At 52.6% G+C, this 18,972-nt stretch carries 16 protein-coding genes, 1 tRNA gene and 1 pseudogene; 8 read left to right on the forward strand and 10 right to left on the reverse strand.

Annotation, left to right across the window (positions count from 1 at the left end; translation table 11 throughout):
* The first annotated feature begins 13 nt into the window (after window positions 1-13).
* From ACOKCT_RS12825 to ACOKCT_RS12845, 5 genes and pseudogenes are all read left to right on the forward strand, one after another.
* On the forward strand, window positions 14-1,384 hold the full coding sequence (locus tag ACOKCT_RS12825; protein WP_420193537.1) for a sucrose-specific PTS transporter subunit IIBC: 1,371 nt from the start codon (window positions 14-16) through the stop codon (window positions 1,382-1,384).
* Window positions 1,384-2,784, forward strand: a complete 1,401-nt coding sequence (locus ACOKCT_RS12830) for a sucrose-6-phosphate hydrolase (RefSeq protein WP_062779778.1) — start codon at window positions 1,384-1,386, stop codon at window positions 2,782-2,784. The genes ACOKCT_RS12825 and ACOKCT_RS12830 overlap by 1 nt, the downstream gene beginning before the upstream one ends.
* Before the next feature lie 29 nt (window positions 2,785-2,813).
* On the forward strand, window positions 2,814-3,818 hold the full coding sequence (locus ACOKCT_RS12835; protein WP_000851062.1) for a LacI family DNA-binding transcriptional regulator: 1,005 nt from the start codon (window positions 2,814-2,816) through the stop codon (window positions 3,816-3,818).
* A 567-nt stretch (window positions 3,819-4,385) separates the two neighbouring features.
* A pseudogene (locus ACOKCT_RS12840) lies at window positions 4,386-5,125 on the forward strand (IS3 family transposase); the annotation flags it as partial.
* A 112-nt stretch (window positions 5,126-5,237) separates the two neighbouring features.
* Window positions 5,238-5,375 carry an HNH endonuclease signature motif containing protein gene (locus ACOKCT_RS12845; RefSeq protein ID WP_327061316.1) on the forward strand — a complete coding sequence of 46 codons (138 nt, stop codon included), beginning with the start codon at window positions 5,238-5,240 and terminating at the stop codon, window positions 5,373-5,375.
* A gap of 1,184 nt (window positions 5,376-6,559) precedes the next feature.
* Here ACOKCT_RS12845 and ACOKCT_RS12850 read toward each other — a convergent pair.
* From ACOKCT_RS12850 to ACOKCT_RS12875, 6 genes are all read right to left on the reverse strand, one after another.
* The gene (locus ACOKCT_RS12850; RefSeq protein WP_175637237.1) at window positions 6,560-6,730 is read right to left on the reverse strand and encodes a hypothetical protein; all 171 of its coding nucleotides are present in this window, start codon (window positions 6,728-6,730) and stop codon (window positions 6,560-6,562) included.
* Between the two features lie 152 nt (window positions 6,731-6,882).
* A complete protein-coding gene (locus ACOKCT_RS12855; RefSeq protein ID WP_336997635.1) occupies window positions 6,883-7,446 on the reverse strand; it encodes a hypothetical protein in 564 nt (187 codons plus the stop codon).
* 27 nt (window positions 7,447-7,473) lie between these two features.
* Window positions 7,474-8,589 (reverse strand): YagK/YfjJ domain-containing protein, encoded by a 1,116-nt coding sequence (locus tag ACOKCT_RS12860; RefSeq protein ID WP_114316748.1) that lies wholly within the window; start codon window positions 8,587-8,589, stop codon window positions 7,474-7,476.
* Window positions 8,590-8,706: 117 nt separating this feature from the next.
* The gene (locus tag ACOKCT_RS12865) at window positions 8,707-8,910 is read right to left on the reverse strand and encodes a helix-turn-helix transcriptional regulator (RefSeq protein WP_077226360.1); all 204 of its coding nucleotides are present in this window, start codon (window positions 8,908-8,910) and stop codon (window positions 8,707-8,709) included.
* Window positions 8,911-9,045: 135 nt separating this feature from the next.
* The gene (locus ACOKCT_RS12870) at window positions 9,046-9,834 is read right to left on the reverse strand and encodes a hypothetical protein (RefSeq protein WP_114316749.1); all 789 of its coding nucleotides are present in this window, start codon (window positions 9,832-9,834) and stop codon (window positions 9,046-9,048) included.
* A 117-nt stretch (window positions 9,835-9,951) separates the two neighbouring features.
* Window positions 9,952-10,027, reverse strand: a tRNA-Ile gene (locus ACOKCT_RS12875).
* 125 nt (window positions 10,028-10,152) lie between these two features.
* Here ACOKCT_RS12875 and mug point away from each other — a divergent pair.
* Window positions 10,153-10,659: a G/U mismatch-specific DNA glycosylase gene (mug, locus tag ACOKCT_RS12880; protein WP_103177016.1), complete on the forward strand. Its 507-nt coding sequence runs from the start codon at window positions 10,153-10,155 to the stop codon at window positions 10,657-10,659.
* Between the two features lie 61 nt (window positions 10,660-10,720).
* Here the strand turns inward: mug and rpoD are convergent, their stop codons facing one another.
* The 3 genes from rpoD to rpsU all read right to left on the reverse strand — a co-directional run bounded on the left by rpoD (window position 10,721) and on the right by rpsU (window position 14,810).
* On the reverse strand, window positions 10,721-12,610 hold the full coding sequence (gene rpoD, locus ACOKCT_RS12885) for an RNA polymerase sigma factor RpoD (RefSeq protein WP_255410825.1): 1,890 nt from the start codon (window positions 12,608-12,610) through the stop codon (window positions 10,721-10,723).
* A 122-nt stretch (window positions 12,611-12,732) separates the two neighbouring features.
* Window positions 12,733-14,478, reverse strand: coding sequence for a DNA primase (dnaG, locus tag ACOKCT_RS12890; RefSeq protein WP_103177014.1), 1,746 nt, complete (start codon window positions 14,476-14,478; stop codon window positions 12,733-12,735).
* A 116-nt stretch (window positions 14,479-14,594) separates the two neighbouring features.
* Window positions 14,595-14,810 carry a 30S ribosomal protein S21 gene (rpsU, locus tag ACOKCT_RS12895; protein WP_001144069.1) on the reverse strand — a complete coding sequence of 72 codons (216 nt, stop codon included), beginning with the start codon at window positions 14,808-14,810 and terminating at the stop codon, window positions 14,595-14,597.
* Window positions 14,811-15,047: 237 nt separating this feature from the next.
* Here rpsU and tsaD point away from each other — a divergent pair, with 237 nt between their 5' ends.
* Window positions 15,048-16,061, forward strand: coding sequence for a tRNA (adenosine(37)-N6)-threonylcarbamoyltransferase complex transferase subunit TsaD (tsaD, locus tag ACOKCT_RS12900; RefSeq protein ID WP_159339927.1), 1,014 nt, complete (start codon window positions 15,048-15,050; stop codon window positions 16,059-16,061).
* Between the two features lie 20 nt (window positions 16,062-16,081).
* Here tsaD and ACOKCT_RS12905 read toward each other — a convergent pair whose 3' ends face one another.
* The gene (locus ACOKCT_RS12905; protein ID WP_103177012.1) at window positions 16,082-16,750 is read right to left on the reverse strand and encodes a response regulator transcription factor; all 669 of its coding nucleotides are present in this window, start codon (window positions 16,748-16,750) and stop codon (window positions 16,082-16,084) included.
* A gap of 897 nt (window positions 16,751-17,647) precedes the next feature.
* Here ACOKCT_RS12905 and ACOKCT_RS12910 point away from each other — a divergent pair.
* Window positions 17,648-18,954 (forward strand): S8 family serine peptidase (locus ACOKCT_RS12910; protein ID WP_420193555.1); only part of this gene is annotated, 1,307 nt, incomplete at its 3' end.
* Window positions 18,955-18,972: the final 18 nt, after the last annotated feature.

Genomic DNA, 18,972 nt, shown 5'->3' on the forward strand with positions numbered 1-18,972 from the left:
TTAAGAGGGTACTATGGATTTTGAACAGATTTCCTGCTCGCTGCTTCCGCTTCTTGGAGGCAAAGAAAATATCGCCAGCGCCGCGCACTGCGCCACGCGCCTGCGCCTGGTGCTGGTCGATGATTCGCTGGCCGACCAGCAGGCCATCGGCAAAGTTGAAGGGGTGAAGGGCTGTTTTCGTAATGCCGGACAGATGCAGATTATTTTCGGCACCGGGGTGGTAAATAAGGTCTACGCTGCCTTTACTCAGGCGGCGGGTATTAGCGAATCCAGCAAATCGGAAGCCGCCGACATCGCGGCAAAAAAGCTCAATCCGTTCCAGCGCATCGCCCGCCTGCTATCAAACATCTTCGTGCCGATAATCCCTGCCATCGTCGCCTCTGGTCTGCTGATGGGTCTGCTGGGAATGGTCAAAACATACGGCTGGGTTGACCCGGGCAACGCCATCTACATCATGCTGGATATGTGCAGCTCGGCGGCATTTATCATTCTGCCGATTCTGATTGGCTTTACCGCCGCCCGCGAATTCGGCGGTAATCCTTATCTCGGCGCGACGCTTGGCGGCATTCTGACTCATCCAGAGCTGACTAACGCCTGGGGCGTGGCCGCGGGTTTCCACACCATGAACTTTTTCGGCTTCGAAATTGCCATGATCGGCTATCAGGGTACGGTGTTCCCGGTACTGCTGGCAGTATGGTTTATGAGCATCGTTGAGAAGCAGTTGCGTCGCGCAATCCCCGATGCCCTGGATTTGATCCTGACGCCGTTCCTGACGGTGATTATATCCGGTTTTATCGCCCTGTTGATTATCGGCCCGGCCGGTCGCGCACTGGGCGACGGTATCTCGTTTGTCCTCAGCACCCTGATTAGCCACGCCGGCTGGCTCGCCGGGTTACTGTTTGGCGGTCTCTATTCAGTTATCGTCATTACCGGTATTCATCACAGCTTCCACGCGGTTGAAGCCGGGTTGCTGGGCAATCCCTTCATCGGCGTCAACTTCCTGCTGCCGATTTGGGCGATGGCCAACGTCGCTCAGGGCGGAGCCTGTCTGGCGGTGTGGTTCAAAACCAAAGATGCAAAAATTAAAGCCATTACTCTGCCCTCGGCGTTTTCCGCCATGCTGGGCATCACCGAGGCGGCGATTTTTGGTATCAACCTGCGCTTTGTGAAGCCATTTATTGCGGCGCTGATTGGTGGTGCGGCGGGCGGCGCATGGGTGGTATCTGTACACGTCTACATGACCGCGGTCGGCCTGACAGCGATCCCCGGCATGGCCATCGTGCAGGCCAGTTCGCTGTTGAACTACATTATCGGGATGGTTATCGCCTTTGGCGTCGCCTTTACGGTCTCCCTGGTTTTGAAATACAAAACGGACGCTGAATAATGTCTCTTCCATCACGACTGCCTGCGATTTTGCAGGCAGTAATACAGGGCCAGCCACGTGCGCTGGCCGATAGCCACTATCCGCGCTGGCACCTTGCGCCGGTCACCGGGCTGATGAACGACCCCAACGGCTTTGTCGAATTTGCCGGACGCTATCACTTGTTTTATCAGTGGAACCCGCTCGCCTGCGATCATACGTTTAAGTGCTGGGCGCACTGGAGCTCCCCCGATCTGCTACACTGGCAGCATGAGCCCATTGCGCTGATGCCGGACGAAGAGTATGACCGTAACGGCTGCTACTCCGGCAGCGCGGTGGATAACAACGGTACGCTTACCCTGTGCTATACCGGCAACGTGAAGTTTGCCGACGGAGGGCGAACCGCCTGGCAATGCCTGGCAAGGGAAAGCGCCGACGGCACCTTCCGCAAAATCGGCCCGGTCCTGCCGCTGCCGGAGGGCTACACCGGCCACGTGCGCGACCCAAAAGTCTGGCGACACGAAGACCTGTGGTACATGGTGCTGGGTGCGCAGGATCGGCAAAAGCGCGGCAAGGTGCTGCTGTTCAGCTCTGCGGATCTCCATCAGTGGACGAGTATGAGTGAAATCGCCGGCCACGGCATCAATGGCCTCGACGACGTCGGCTATATGTGGGAGTGTCCGGATCTTTTTCCTCTCGGCGACCAGCATATTCTAATCTGCTGTCCGCAGGGGATTGCCCGCGAGGAAAAGTGTTACCTGAACACCTACCCGGCAGTATGGATGGCGGGCGAGTTTGATTACGCTAGTGGCGCTTTCAGCCATGGCGAACTGCACGAACTGGACGCCGGCTTTGAGTTCTACGCCCCGCAAACCATGCTTACCAGTGATGGCCGTCGTCTGCTGGTCGGCTGGATGGGCGTGCCGGAGGGCGAAGAGATGCTTCAGCCGACCCTCATCAACGGCTGGATCCATCAGATGACCTGCCTGCGTGAGCTGGAGTTTATCAACGGTCAGCTCTATCAGCGTCCGCTACGGGAACTGAGCGCCCTGCGCGGTGAAGCGAACGGCTGGTCGGGGAACGCCCTGCCGCTGGCACCGATGGAAATCGATTTGCAAACCCGCGGGGACGATATGTTGAGCCTCGATTTTGGCGGCGTATTAACCCTTGAGTGCGATGCCAGCGGACTCCGCCTGGCCCGACGCAGTCTCGCCAGCGACGAGATGCATTATCGTTACTGGCGCGGAAACGTCCGCTCGCTGCGCGTTTTCATCGACCAGTCGAGCGTGGAGATTTTCATAAACGGCGGTGAAGGGGTGATGAGCAGCCGCTACTTCCCGGCCTGCTCCGGTCAGCTAACATTCTCCGGCATCACGCCGGACGCATTCTGCTACTGGCCGCTGCGAACTTGCATGGTAGAATAAGCGTTTTGCTTCAGGCTCATGGCGTCGTAATGAAAACCAAACGCGTAACCATTAAAGATATAGCCGAACAGGCTGGCGTCTCCAAAGCGACCGCCAGCTTGGTACTGAATGGTCGTGGCAAGGAGCTGCGCGTGGCGCAGGAAACGCGTGAGCGCGTACTGTCGATTGCCCGTAAGCATCACTATCAGCCAAGCATTCATGCCCGCTCGCTGCGCAACAACCGCAGCCACACCATCGGGCTGGTGGTGCCGGAGATTACCAACCACGGCTTTGCGGTCTTTGCCCATGAGCTGGAGATGCTGTGCCGCGAGGCGGGCGTCCAGCTGTTGATCTCTTGTACTGATGAAAACCCCGGTCAGGAGAGCGTGGTGGTCAATAATATGATTGCCCGCCAGGTCGACGGGATGATCGTCGCTTCCTGTATGCACAACGATGCCGACTATCTCAAACTCAGCCAACAGCTGCCAGTGGTGCTGTTTGACCGGTGCCCCAATGAAAGCGCGCTGCCGCTGGTAATGACCGATTCGATTACCCCAACGGCGGAACTGATTTCCCGCATCGCGCCTCAGCATAGCGATGAGTTCTGGTTTTTAGGCGGTCAGGCGCGTCTGTCGCCCTCCCGCGATCGTCTGACCGGGTTCACGCAGGGTTTGGCTCAGGCGGGTATTGCCCTGCGCCCGGAATGGGTGATCAACGGCAATTACCACCCCAGCTCCGGCTATGAGATGTTTGCCGCACTCTGCGCGCGCCTTGGGCGGCCGCCCAAGGCGCTATTCACCGCCGCCTGCGGGCTGCTCGAAGGGGTTCTGCGCTATATGAGCCAGCACCATTTACTCGACTCCGATATTCATCTGACGAGCTTTGACGATCACTATCTTTATGATTCGCTGTCGCTGCGTATCGACACTGTCCAGCAGGATAATCGCCAGCTGGCCTGGCACTGCTACGATCTGATAAGCCAGCTGATCGAGGGCGATACGCCCGAAACGCTACAACGCTACCTGCCCGCAACGCTGCAGTTTCGGCATCAGTAATAACTGAGTATTTTTGAATAGCGACGCGGATGCCGATTGGTCTGAACGGCCCGGCGATCGCCGGGCATACCATTGGCGCCGGCATCGTGCTGGTAACGACCATATTAGGGCGTTTGAGCAGTTGCCTGGCCTCACGCAGGGAGACTGGATTAACTGACCGCTGACAAAATGCCTGACAATGACAGTCCGTTTTGTGCCAGGAGCGGACGTTGCTCACCTTAAAGAAAGTACTGCGTTTTATGTTCACTTTGATGGACTACCAGCGAACCATTCAGGTAACAGGCAGGCGAGATTGCCGAATGGCCTGCCTACCGGCAGCTATGAATGTACAATGGCAGAGAAAAACCTCTGGTTGTTTCCGAATTACTTTATCACGACAGTTATTTACTGCCCCTGCCAGGGCAGTAAGTGATAAAGCAAAACGGCTTTTACAGGTTATTACGTAAAAGCATTAGCTTTTTCTGGTTGACCACCAACAGATAACCGAACCGGCACTGAAGTGGTTTACTGAATTTGGCCACCTGAACAGAGGTGATATGCTCACCTCAGAACATTACAGGTGCCTCAATGAAAAAAAGAAATTTCAGAGCAGAGTTTAAACGCGAATCCGCTCAGTTGGTCCTTGATCAGAACTACACCGTTGCAGCTGCGGCCAGTGCTATGGATGTGGGTCCTTCTACCATGACGCGATGGGTAAAGCAGTTGCGGGATGAACGACAGGGCAAAATACCTAAAGCCTCCCCTATAACCCCAGAACAGATTGAAATACGTGAGCTGAAGAAAAAGCTACAACGCATTGAAATGGAAAACGATATATTAAAAAAGGCTACCGCGCTCTTGATGTCGGACTCCCTGAACAGTTCTCGATAATCGGGAAACTCAGGGCGCGTTATCCTGTGGCCACTCTCTGCCATGTGTTCGGGGTCCATCGCAGCAGCTACAAATACTGGAAAAACCGTCCTGAAAAGCCAGACGGCAGACGGGCTGTATTACGCAGCCAGGTACTTGAACTGCATGGCATCAGCCACGGCTCTGCCGGAGCAAGAAGCATCGCCACAATGGCAACCCAGAGAGGCTACCAGATGGGGCGCTGGCTTGCTGGCAGGCTCATGAAAGAGCTGGGGCTGGTCAGTTGCCAGCAGCCGACTCACCGGTATAAGCGTGGCGGTCATGAGCACGTAGCTATCCCGAATCATCTTGAGCGACAGTTCGCTGTAACAGAGCCAAACCAGGTGTGGTGCGGTGATGTGACCTATATCTTGACAGGTAAGCGCTGGGCGTACCTCGCCGTTGTTCTCGACCTGTTCTGAAGAGGTAAGGGATATTCAGGCACTAAAGGATGATTTAAGTCTTGATGATACTACCCGCAAGCAATTGATTGCCGCCAGAGCTGGACAGGGCTGGTTCATAGCTGAATGTATGAAACTTTTTCCATCTTGTCCTTTCACCGGGATTTCATTTCCTGCATTACTTCGTGCCAGCCATATAAAGTCATGGCGAGCTTGTCAAAGCGGACAAGAACGTTTGGATCCCTTCAATGGCATCATGTTAGTGTAAGTATCGTGTCTGATTCTGCCGGTGACAAAATACCCGAGCCTTTGCGGAGCCCCAGATGAGTTCTATCAGGTTCCATACACGAATGGCCATTTCTGTCTTGGACTGCCATATTGAGTGGAATATCACCAGCAGGAGATTTATGCAAATCTCGCTGGGTCGGGCTGCTATTTCCCATTAGCAGGTTTACCCGTCATTCTTGCTGCAACCTGTGACTTTACTGTTCGCAGCCATTTCAGAACCAGGAGTATCGTCAGAGTGATCATTTGATCACTGTTTTGATCACCCGTAACGAGACAAGCGAAATTTTTTCCGCGTTTTGATCAAAAGGTTTATGTGTCGTTTACTTCTCTGATCAAATCACCAAAATCATTACCAACTTCTGTCAGGGTGCGGCTTTGAACGATGATAGCCTTCTGGGGATAGGTGATCAGAGGTATCAGCGCATGCAAAGTTGAAGTGATCCGATGAACTTGATCATTTCAGGTGATCACTTCTTAGATTTTTTCCAGATACCAGCCCCATGGTTTGTTTTGAGCACCCACCTGACATGAGACAAACTGCCAGCCCACCAGATAGAGGTCATTGTTTAAACGCCGAAATACCATTCTGTGGTTTGAACTGGCCATTCCCAGGCAATCTGTTAACTGTTGACTAGTTACACCGGGGTAAGTGGCCACAGCCCAAATATAGATGTGATGGGGATGCTAGGACATTTTCCTTACCAGTTGTGCCACGCTATCAATAGGTCCCAAATTTTCAATGTCAATTCTTCTGGAAAAGTTATCTATAAACCACCAACCGCGTTGCCCGTTTTGTCGATTGTTCTTCACTTTAGTTTTGTGGTCGGCAAAAATAGAGGGGAATACCAATGGCTTAACAATAATTTTTCCTCTATGGCGCGCCACTCATCTTGCCTGTTCTGCTCTACGTTCATTTATCCGGTCCCCAGGTTTATAGGTCGTTAGCGGGAAAACTTTCAATTATCTTCCGATAACTTTGCTATCAACTGTAATTTAGCCTTTATGAGGCTTAGTTTGCTTATCTTAGCCACTGAGCATTCATCACTAAAATCAAGGAATTTGCATGTTTTGGGCGCGTCGGCTCATATCAAATTTTACTGCTGGTGTAATTTACTCTTAGTTGTTTTCCCTGTGGATGAAAACCAATGGTTTTCGATTTCGGCGCTAACGGCGCTGTGAGGGTGTAAGCGTTCCCCGCATCTGCGGGGATGAACCGATGTTGCTGCCGTCGAGCATGGTGCGGATACCGGGTTCCATTGTCTGCTGAATAATGGTTATTTTTTCCTGCGGTGCACGGCGGCGACGCCGTTCAGCTCCTGATAAAACTTCAACCATCTTATTATTCTGACTGGTGTTAAACATAGGTCCAAGACTACCTCTTATTTTCAGAGAGGCGAAGTGTCTGGTGATTTATAGGGCCACCCTAATCAGACGTATCAGAACAGGCAAAGCGGATGAGATCAGATATACCTGATCTCATCCGCTGTTCACGCCTCAAATTTCTCCAGATACCAGCCCCATGGTTTGTTTTGAGCACCCATCTGACATGAAACAAATTGCCAGCCAACGAGATAGAGGTCATTGTTCAAACGTCGAAATACCATTCTGTGGTTTGAGCTGGTCATTCCGAGGTGATCTGCTAATTGTTGGCTGGTTACGCCGGGATAGAGTGCTAAAGCAAAAATATATGAGTGGTGGGGATGCCATGACATTTTTGTCAATAAATGCGCCACGGTATCAAGCGATCCCAAATCTTTAATATAAATTCTTCTGGAAAACCTATCGATATTCCACCGACCGCGTTGACCGTTTCGCCGATTTTTCTTCACCATAGTGTTTGGATTATCGTAAAAAGAAGGAAATAACAACGGCTTAACAACAAAGTCTCTTTTTAGTGCTAATTGTTTTTTAAGCTTTTTTCGGCGTTCTAAATATTTACATCTCCACCATTCATCCTCTGTAATACGTCGATATGCTTTGTTTCCATATATACGGCGTATGTTTTTTTCGATAAGACCCCAGTCATATTCATTATTATTCTCAGTATCCATTTACCCCTCCTGATTTTTAGTGATTTGCTACAGCCAAGCTTTCAATAACCATGGGTTGATTAAATTCGTTGGGTAATTACATAGGTAACGACTTGCAGTCCCTGGATTAAGGTAATACCAGTGACAATATTGCGTAACGCTAATATTGCAAGGCCAGTATTCACGATAGTAGCGCTCAAAGTGACGCAGCCAATGTGGACTAGTGCTTGAATTAATGGTGCTGGACGGTGTGATTAACGGACTGATTTTCTTAAACGCATGCAGTCGCCGTAGTGCTCTTAAAAGAGCTTTACTACGAAATGATTTTTTATCCACCAGCATCGTTACATATGCGAGCAGGGCCTCTGGCGTTTCGTTTTCAATTTGACTGAATTGAGCCCTGTTTTCCTTTTCAGCAAAAAGAGAATCCAGCTTACCGGGCAAAGGGCAATGTTCCTGTGCAGGCACAGAAGAAGCAGGATTAATCTGTAATTGAGCTGGTTTAATGCGCCTGGCTTTTTTCAGGCATGAGTAGTGTTGAGTTCCGGAAAGGCCAATATTGTCAGCGACATGCGTTTTTGAGTAGCGCTTGGCAAAGTAGCTAACCCTTAGAAGCAATGCCGTTAAAGCTTCGGTATCGTCCCGGTTAACCAGATAGTATCCATGCTTAGGTAGCCAGACCCTACCGCCAGTAGCGTGTTTCCAATAGCACTTCACCAGTTGGTTAATTTTGTGAGGATGGCGGACAGCGTTGCCATCCATCATCAGAAGATAATGGTAATGCTGAGCGGGGGCCTTATTCTGCTCTCTTACCCAAAATACCCGCATGAAACTTTTGGGATAGATCTTCCTGAGGGCGGGAATCAGCAGCTGATGAAACTCCGTAATAACATTATTGTCAGGGCTATACTGAGGCAGGTGAAAGTCATAGCGTACTGCCAGAAAACGAGAGCAGCTGCGGTAAGTTTTATCAACGGTCCGGAACAGTGAATTCATGATTTTAGTATTCTGCTGGCTCTCTTCAGGCATGACTGGCCAGAGGACATTGTCATAGAGAAACTCCCCACCAGGTCTGATGACAGGATAAGCAGAGCTCCGGGTAATATTATTAATTACCGGGTTCTGAGGAATAGGATCTCTGCTAGGAGTTTTATTATTTATCATGGAGTTACATTAAGGCTCGATTCGCTGCACCGTTCTGAATTGATGCGCTTATTGTTTCAACTGGTTGCATCAACAGGCAAAAGAAAGGCTGGAAACTCCAGCCCTTTGACACAATGCTCATTTATCGTTCTGTGCAAGCCAGTTTTCATACAAACTAGCGGGCCAGCCGAGCGTTTTACCGCTCCGCATCAGTGGCTTAGGAAAATATCCAGACTTTACCCAACGATAGAGGGTGGTACGGCTGCAATCGAGAAGTTCAAGCATTGCATTGATGCGAATCAGGCGCTGAGGTTGGTGTAGGGCAATAACTCTGTCAGACATGGATGATTTGTTTTTCAAACTGCTAACTCCCAATGAAGTGTATTGAAATCATCAGGAGTTAATCAGATTAAGATTGAGTTTACTTCCGCACCTTCTGAAAGGTCATCGAGGATCTTACGCAACTCTTTCTTTATCCTAATTTTTTCTTTTTTGTTTTTTCATTGCCCTAAGGCTTTCAAGGTCTTGAATCTGGCGTGCAAATAGATTCAGTGCAAAACCGAGCTGTTCAGCTGCTTCTTTGCGGGACATAGGTAATGTCTCTGTGGAAGGCCAAAACTTTTTAGCTTGTTTTTCGATCTCATCAAGAAGGTCTGTAATCGTTGGGACAATAATTTTTTTGCCGTCTTTTTTATTTTGACCAATAATCGCCAGAGCTGCGATCAGTAACTCTTCTCGCTTGATAGCATAGTTTTCCCCTTTCAGCGGAGGAGGGTTTTGAATCTCACGTTCTGCCAGTCTTTGGCTATATTTTTCTTTATCATTCGTTTTATCTTCAGCCACATTCATAAGTTCGAAATCAAGGAGTGGCGCTATCTCGTTACGTAAGAAGCCATGCGTATGAAGTGATTCATTTGACAGAGACTCATTGATCCCTGACAGAAGCAGGGTAGGAGTGATGGCAACATAATTCGCCAACTCTGGAGATGTCAGTTTTCCTTTTTTGTAATCCAATTCGAGACATTGACCAAAGTTTATCACCTCTGTATCTACGATTGTGTCCTTGTTAATTATAAAGAATTTTATATCAAATTTACCGGACAGAAGTGTCAGGAGGGCTGAAGAAAGATCTGCATATGTGGCGAGTGTGTAGTGATGTTTGGCCGAGCGCAAAATATTATACAGACTGACGCAGTCTTTTGGTCCCGGCTTGTTACGCTGAATTTGCTGCTGAACCTTTTTACCCAGTATTTCTGAAAAATCCATACAGCCTTCTATTCTCGATAGGAAGTGACGGTGAAGTAACGTCACCCATTACGTCACCTGTATTTCACCCAAACAAAAAGGACTTAGCCAGTTTCCTGTCTAAGTCCTTGATAAACTTGGTGGCCCCTGCTGGACTTGAACCAGCGACCAAGCGATTATGAGTCGCCTGCTCTAACCACTGAGCTAAGGGGCCGTGGCGGAGGATTATAAAGTAACTGCTCGCTGCAATCCAGCCATACGCACCTGCCTGCTGTTTTTATAAACAACGCATTTTCAATCTTTTATACTTAAAGCCTGAATCAATAAGCAGGAGTAATAATGATCAGCGATATCCTGGCGCCAGGCCTGCGGGTGGTGTTCTGCGGCATCAATCCGGGCAAGTCTTCCGCCCATACTGGTTTTCACTTTGCGCATCCCGGTAATCGCTTCTGGAAAGTGATTTACCAGGCCGGGTTTACCGATAAATTGCTCAAGCCGGAAGAGGAGCAGCAGCTGCTGGATACCCGCTGCGGCATCACCATGCTGGTGGAGCGGCCCACGGTGCAGGCGAGTGAGGTAAACCTGCATGAGCTACGCAGCGGCGGGCGCGAGTTGGTTAAAAAGATGGAGGACTATCAGCCCGCGGCGCTGGCGGTCCTCGGCAAGCAGGCGTATGAGCAGGCTTTTAGCCAGCGTGGGGTGCAGTGGGGAAAGCAGAAGATCACCATCGGCGTAACGCAGGTGTGGGTGCTGCCCAATCCGAGCGGCCTGAACCGGGCAACGCTGGAGAAGCTGGTGGAGGCGTACCGGGAGCTGGACGAGGCGCTGGTCGTGCGGGGGCTGTAAGCTCTGAAGCGTCAGCCATAAAAAAAGCTCCCCGTAGGGAGCTTTTTTACATCAGGACGAATTAGTCGTCCAGGAAGCTACGCAGCACTTCAGAGCGGCTCGGGTGGCGCAGTTTACGCAGCGCCTTCGCTTCGATCTGACGGATACGTTCGCGGGTAACGTCGAACTGTTTACCCACCTCTTCCAGCGTGTGGTCGGTGTTCATATCGATACCGAAACGCATACGCAGGACTTTCGCTTCACGGGCGGTCAGGCCAGCCAGTACGTCGTGGGTGGCGGCACGCAGGCTCTCGGTGGTGGCAGAGTCTAGCGGCAGCTCGAGGGTGGTATCCTCGATGAAATCACCCAGATGCGAATCTTCATCATCACCGATTGGTGTTTCCATGGAGATTGGCTCTTTAGCGATTTTCAGCACCTTACGGATCTTGTCTTCCGGCATCAGCATGCGCTCGGCCAGCTCTTCCGGCGTGGGCTCGCGGCCCATCTCCTGCAGCATCTGGCGGGAGATACGGTTGAGCTTGTTGATGGTCTCAATCATATGCACCGGAATACGGATGGTGCGCGCCTGATCCGCGATAGAGCGGGTGATCGCCTGACGGATCCACCAGGTTGCGTAGGTGGAGAACTTATAACCACGACGGTATTCGAACTTATCAACCGCTTTCATCAGACCGATGTTGCCTTCCTGAATCAGATCCAGGAACTGCAGACCGCGGTTGGTGTACTTCTTGGCGATAGAGATAACCAGACGCAAGTTCGCCTCAACCATCTCTTTCTTCGCACGGCGGGCTTTCGCTTCACCGATGGACATACGACGGTTGATGTCTTTTACCTGCTCGATGGTCAGGCCGGTCTCTTCTTCAATCTGCTGCAGTTTCTGCAGGCCACGATGTACCTCTTCAGTCACGTCGCGCAGTTTTTCAGACCACGGCTTGTTCATCGCGATAGCGGCGTTGAACCAGGTCTCGCTGGTTTCGTTGCCGGTGAAGAGGGTGATGAAGTTCTTCTTCGGCATTTTGCACTGTTCAACGCACACCTTCATGATGATGCGTTCCTGGGTACGTACGCGATCCATCATCACGCGCATGCTGTTTACCAGGTAATCGAACTGTTTTGGCACCAGACGGAACTGTTTGAACACTTCAGAAAGCTTCAGGATCTCTTCCTGCGCGGCTGCGTGGCTGCGGCCTTTCGCTTTGATCGTGTCGCGGGTAACGACATACTGCGCGCGCAGTTCAGCGAACTTCTCGCGAGCCAGTTCAGGGTCGATGCTGTTGTCATCATCGCTGCTGTCGTCATCGCCATCTTCGTCGTCTTCGTCTTCGTCATCATCCATCTCTTCCTGAGAGAGTTCAGAACCGACGTGCGTCGCCGTTGGGGCCATGTCTTCTTCCGCGTTCGGATCGACAAAACCGGTGATCAGATCGGAGAGGCGGGCTTCTTCTGCCTCAACGCGATCGTACTGCTCCAGCAGATAGGTGATCGCTTCCGGGTATTCGGCAACGGAACACTGCACCTGGTTGATCCCGTCTTCGATACGTTTAGCGATGTCAATTTCGCCTTCGCGGGTCAACAGTTCAACGGTACCCATTTCGCGCATGTACATGCGAACCGGGTCGGTGGTGCGGCCGATTTCAGATTCAACGCTCGACAGAACCTGTGCAGCAGCTTCCTCTGCATCTTCGTCGGTGTTGTTTGAGTTTTCAGCAAGTAACAGATCATCGGCATCAGGGGCTTCTTCCATCACCTGAATACCCATGTCGTTGATCATTTGGATGATGTCTTCGATCTGATCGGAGTCGACGATATCTTCCGGCAGATGGTCATTGACCTCGGCATAGGTCAGATAGCCTTGCTCCTTACCACGTTGGACAAGAAGTTTCAGCTGTGACTGCGGGTTTTGCTCCATAAGACGGTATCCACACTTATTCGTTTGATTGGTGTCGGCGATACGGCTGCCAACCTTTAAAGCGAGGGCGTACTTGTATTTTTGCCGCTGCCTCTCAGTGCGGCTGTCGGGATCTACCCGATCGATATTCGGCACTTAAGCCGTTAAATACTTTTGTCTTTCTGTTATTTCTTTGCCAGCTCCTGGCTAATCATCCAGAGCTCCCGGCGTTCTTCGCTGCTTAAACCGTGTGTGCGCTCGCGAGCAATCAACTCTTCCTGGCGCAGTTCAAGCATCGAATCAAACATATGGTTGAGCGAGTCGGTGAAGGTCTCTTCAGCAATCTCTTTATCTGCTATATCGTCCCACATCGACAGTTTTTCAAGGGTTGCGGAGGCTTTTGTTCCGCGATAGTGCTCTAAAAGTTGCCCGGTGGTCAGACCTGGCTGTGACAAACAAGTGTTGACCAGTTCTGCAAATAAGCCAAGTCCAGGCAGCTTTTCGTGGTCTAAACCCGCCAGAGAGGGCACGCGTGGGGCCAGCTCCGGGTTTTGCACCAACAGTCCTATCAGTATACGCATGGTTGTGCGTTTTAGCTGAGGCGCGGGGCGAACCGCTCCGCTTTCAGCCAGTTTTGGCATTAAACGTTCAAGCTGGCTGTCATCCAGGATGCCAAGTTTCTTGCCCAGCTCCTGGCGCAGATAGATGCGCAACGTTTCGCCCGGCACCTGAGTAATCAGCGGTAACGCCAGCGTGCTCAGCTGGGCGCGGCCATCCGGGGTGCTCAAATCTACCTGCGGCATCAGGCTGTTAAACAGAAACGTGGAGAGCGGCTGAGCCTGCTCCATCCGCGCTTCAAATGCCGCTTTGCCCTCTTTACGCACCAGCGTATCCGGGTCTTCGCCGTCGGGCAGGAACATAAAGCGCAACTGGCGCCCGTCGGTCATATAAGGCAGCGCCGTTTCCAGCGCGCGCCAGGCGGCTTCGCGTCCGGCCCGGTCACCGTCGTAACAGCAGACGACCGTGTTGGTCACCCGGAACAGCAGCTGGATATGGTCGGCAGTGGTAGAGGTACCCAACGACGCCACGGCATAGTTAATGTCGAACTGCGCCAGCGCCACCACATCCATATAGCCTTCGACCACCAGCAGCCGCTGCGGTTCAGCGTTATTCTGCTGGGCTTCATACAGGCCATACAGCTGGCGGCCTTTATGGAAAATATCGGTTTCCGGGGAGTTGAGGTATTTCGGCAGGGCATCGCCCAGCACGCGGCCACCAAAACCAATTACCCGGCCACGCTTGTCGCGAATAGGGAACATCACCCGTTCGCGGAAGCGGTCATAGCTACGTCCCTGGTCGTTAGTGACCAGCATGCCCGCGTCGATGAGTGATTTACGATCTTCGCTATTGCCGCCAAAACGCTTCAACACGTTATCCCAGCCGGGCGGGGCGTAACCAATAGCGAAACGCGCAATAACATCGTCGCTCAGTCCGCGCTTGTTCAGATACTGACGCGCAGGCTCAGCAGCAGGTTGCTTGAGAGACTGTTGGTAAAACGAATTCAGGCCATCCATCAGCTGATACAGCGTTTGTCGTTGATGACGCTCTATCTGGCTGGGGCCACTGCCTGCTTCATAAGGCACTTCAAGATTGTGCATGGCAGCCAGCTCTTCGACGGTTTCAACGAACTCGAGCTTGTCGTAGTTCATCAAAAAGTCGACGGCGTTGCCGTGCGCGCCACAGCCGAAGCAGTGGTAGAACTGCTTTTCACCGTTTACGGTGAAAGAGGGGGTTTTTTCATTATGGAATGGACAGCACGCGTGATAGTTCTTGCCCTGCTTCTTCAGCTTTACCCGCGCGTCGATGAGATCGACAATGTCGGTTCTTGCCAGCAGATCGTTGATAAATACGCGTGGAATTCGTCCAGCCATAGGCCCCAGAAATTTTTAGGAACGTATAAACGAAAACAAGCCGCGCATTCCTTCCGGAAGCACGGCCTTACGACTACTACTCTGTCTGACGACTGAGGACGTGCGTCCTCAATAGATTAGTACAGACGAGTACGGCGTGCGTTTTCGCGAGCCAGTTTCTTCGCGTGACGTTTCACAGCAGAAGCTTTAGCGCGCTTACGTTCGGTCGTTGGTTTTTCATAGAACTCACGACGACGAACTTCAGCCAGAACACCTGCTTTCTCGCATGAACGCTTGAAGCGACGCAGTGCTACGTCGAACGGCTCGTTTTCACGTACTTTAATTACCGGCATGTAACTCTCACCTTTATAAATTCGGTTTGCCGCTGGCATCAACGCCAGCTTATTTCAAAATGGTGCGGAATTTTACTGCAATTGCTGCTGCTTTGTAAAGCACCGCGGCCGTTTTTGAAAGGGGACTTTTATAAGGGTGAGGAGTATACACGAAGTGAACTCCAGGGGTGAGGAAAGTTTTACATCAACCCGCCCAGGCTCTACACTGCGCGGTATCTGAGTGAGGTAAAACAAGTCATGCGTGTACTGGGTATTGAAACATCCTGCGATGAAACCGGCATCGCGATCTACGACGATGAAAAAGGGCTGGTCGCCAACCAATTGTATAGTCAGGTAAAATTGCATGCCGACTACGGTGGCGTCGTGCCAGAACTGGCCTCCCGCGACCATGTGCGTAAAACGGTGCCCCTGATCCAGGCGGCGCTGAAAGAGGCTGGCTTTACGGCAAAAGATATTGACGCTGTGGCCTACACGGCGGGTCCGGGTCTGGTGGGGGCGCTGCTGGTGGGCGCCACTGTCGGGCGTTCGCTGGCGTTCGCGTGGGATGTTCCGGCTATCGCGGTTCACCATATGGAAGGGCATCTGCTGGCGCCGATGCTGGAAGAGAATCCCCCTGAATTTCCGTTTGTGGCGCTGCTGGTTTCCGGCGGTCATACGCAATTGATCAGCGTCACCGGTATTGGCCAGTACGAACTGCTGGGCGAGTCCATTGACGATGCGGCGGGTGAAGCGTTCGACAAAACCGCCAAGCTGCTGGGGCTCGATTACCCTGGCGGCCCGATGCTGTCGAAAATGGCCTCGCAGGGCACCGAAGGGCGCTTTGTCTTCCCGCGGCCAATGACCGACCGTCCGGGTCTGGATTTTAGCTTCTCCGGCCTGAAGACCTTTGCCGCCAATACCATCCGGAATAATGACGACGACGAGCAGACACGCGCCGACATCGCCCGCGCCTTTGAAGATGCGGTGGTGGATACTTTAATGATCAAGTGCAAACGCGCGCTGGATCAGACCGGCTTTAAGCGCCTGGTGATGGCGGGGGGCGTTAGCGCCAACCGCACGCTGCGCGCGAAGCTCGCTGAGATGATGCAAAAACGCCGCGGTGAAGTCTTCTATGCCCGCCCGGAATTTTGTACCGATAACGGGGCGATGATCGCCTATGCCGGTATGGTGCGTCTGAAATCGAACGCCACGGCGGATCTCAGCGTCTCCGTGCGCCCGCGCTGGCCACTGGCCGAACTGCCTGCGGCCTGATCTTTCACCCGGCCCGGATGTTAAAAGGTAATATCAAACATCCGGGTGCGGGCCAGCAGGCAGTAAAGCTGGCAGTCATTTTTCACCCGCAGCTTCTCCATCGCCCGAATTTTATGCGCGCTCACGGTCTTAATGCTCAGGTGCATGCGACGCGAGATATCCGTCAGGCTCCCTCCTTTACAAAGTAAACGCAGCACGTCCACTTCTCTGGCGGAGAGCGTCTCCGCGGCCGGCTTTTCACCGGGGAAGAGCAGCTCCAGCAGCGCCGGTTCGACGTAGACGTCGTCATTCATTAAGCAGGTGAGCGCGTCGCGAAGGGTTTTCGCGTTTATATTGTGGCTAACGTACCCCTTTGCTCCTGTCTCAATGGCCAGGCGGAGAAGCTGCGGATTCTTGTAGCGGGCCAGCAGAAGTATTTTGAGCCCCGGAAAACGCTGGCGCAGGCCTTTTACCAGCGCCAGCCCCTCCATACGGCTTAGCGGATCGGCGCTGTGGGCGCCGTTAAGCGTGTAGCCCAGCAGCAGGATATCGGGAAGCTCTCGGGTCAGCGTTTTCAGCAGATCGGATGTCGACTCCGTTTCATCGTTGATTGCAATCGCTGCGCCAGCGCTATTCATGTCGTCGATCATCGCCCGGACGCCCCGGCGAATCAGCGGGTGCTCATCGGCAATGGTTAAATTTAATCGCATCGTAATTCTCCAGCATTGAACGCTGAGACGATAACGGCCAGCGTATTTATAAAACCAATTTTAACCCCCGCGAGAGCGTATTAATTATCCTTTGGAAGATATTTTTAATATTAGAAATGTCTTGCGCTATGGCGGCTGGTATTATTCGCCTGAGTGCCTGTCGTTTTCGCGTTATGCATATTATTTTGGTTATTTTTACTCTGCGTTGCGGTTGACATTTTCGCGTTCAAAAAAGATCGGGAAACTAATACACGTAGAGACAGTTCTTATTTATTCGAAGAAGGCTCTTATTGGCTGGACGATGATTTTCTTTCATTGTGAAAAAAGGGATTTCACATAAATAAATGTCATTAAGGAACGTTGGCAAAAATGAAAAAAAGAATTTTATCGTTACTGATCTGTGCGATCGTCTCCAGCACCGCCTGGGCCGATACCGTACCTCAGGCCACCCTGGCGGAGGAGGGCGTTGCCTACGATGCGATCATTGTTAAGCTGAAACCGTCGACAGACGCGGGCGCCCAGCCTTCGCTGACCCTGAGCGACCCTTCACTGGCAGCCACCGCCATGTATCCCGCCGATAAAAATACCACCGAAATGGCGGCGATAAATAAGCGCTACGGCTTCGATCGCTATTTGCGTATTAATCTTCCGGGCGATAAGAACCAGGATAAGAACTACATCAACAGCATTATTAGCGAGCTGGAACATAATCAAAATATTGAAGCGATCTATCCGGAATCACTTCCCGTTTCGCTGGAAGAGGAGCAGGGAGAGAACAGCGCCGTCAGACCTGGCTTAAGAGCATCCAGCGGCAGCCTCGGTGCGGTTTCAGTGCCGGATTTTCGCCATCTCCAGGATTATTTAAAAGCGCCGGATGAAAAGCGCGCGGGCTATTTTATGGGCGGGGTTAACCGCGACAGTGTCAACCTTTATAAAGGCAATGAGGGGGAAGATATTACCCTTGTCTCTTCAGAAAACTGCGCCTGGAACCCGCAACATGTCAATTTACCGCCCATCGCGTTCAGCCAGGGCAGCGCCACCAGTACCAGTGCCGCCTGCTCTGAGCGGGAACATGGTACAGCTTCCATGGGTATTCTGGCCGGGCGGGATATCGGGGCCGGGGTGCGCGGGCTGAGCTGGAAGAGCAAGGTGGGCTATGCCGGTTGGCCTTCAAGCAATCTGTATAAGCTGATCCCTCAGCTCAAAGCCGGGGACGTGGTGTCGCTGAACATGCAGACCTACGGCGGTGAAGTGGCCGGTACCTGTCAAAAAAACTGTTACATACCGATTGAAAACGATCAGAGCTACTTCAATGTTATCAAAGCCCTGACTGACAAAGGGGTGTTTGTCGTCACCGCCGCAGGCAACGGCAATATCAACCTGGATGCGCCGGGCTTTAACGGCAAGTGGGATACCAACGTTCGCGATTCCGGGGCGATTATCGTCGGCGCGCTTTGCGCCAAAGATGGTAAACGCGCCCACTTCAGTACTTACGGCAAGCGCGTCACCAGCTCCTCCTGGGGCTGCAACGATGTCACCACCACCGGTTACGGCCCGCTTTATAACGCCCCTAACGCCAACTATACCAGCAGCTTCAACGGCACCTCATCCGCAACGCCCATCGTGGCGGGCGTGGTGGCCAGCCTGTCTGGGATCGCCAAAGCGCATGGGATCACCGTGACGCCGCTACAGATGCGTCAAATCCTCCAGGAGACCGGAACACCGGCCGCCAGCGGCACCGGGCAGACCATCGGCACCCAGCCGGATATGGCGCGGGCGGCGGCCAAAATATTGGCCCTGAAGGATGGGGGCGATACCCTGCCGGCGCCGACGGCAGCAGCGGGCGCGGATTACAGCATGGAGTCACCCACGTCGGGGGTGAAAACCTGGCCGCTGGACGGCAGCCAAAGCCTCAATGCAAAATCGTATAACTGGAGCGTGACCAAAGGCGCTGGCACCTTCTTTGTGCAGCAGAACCTGAACGGTACCCTGAGCAGCAGCGTGAACAGCGCCCATGCCTACGCGGTGATCCCGGCGAATACCGAGGGCGATGCGGTCTTTACCCTGACCACCACCGGCGCGGACGGCCGCACAGCGCAGGACAGCATGACTATTAAGGTCAGCAAGCCGGCCATCCCGGCGCAGGACGAGACCCCGGCTCAGGACGAGACCCCGGCCCAGGACGAGACCCCGGCCCAGGACGANACCCCGGCCCAGGACGA

This window comes from Leclercia sp. M-A074-M, assembly GCF_965195605.1.
In the GTDB taxonomy this organism is placed as follows: Bacteria; Pseudomonadota; Gammaproteobacteria; order Enterobacterales; family Enterobacteriaceae; genus Enterobacter.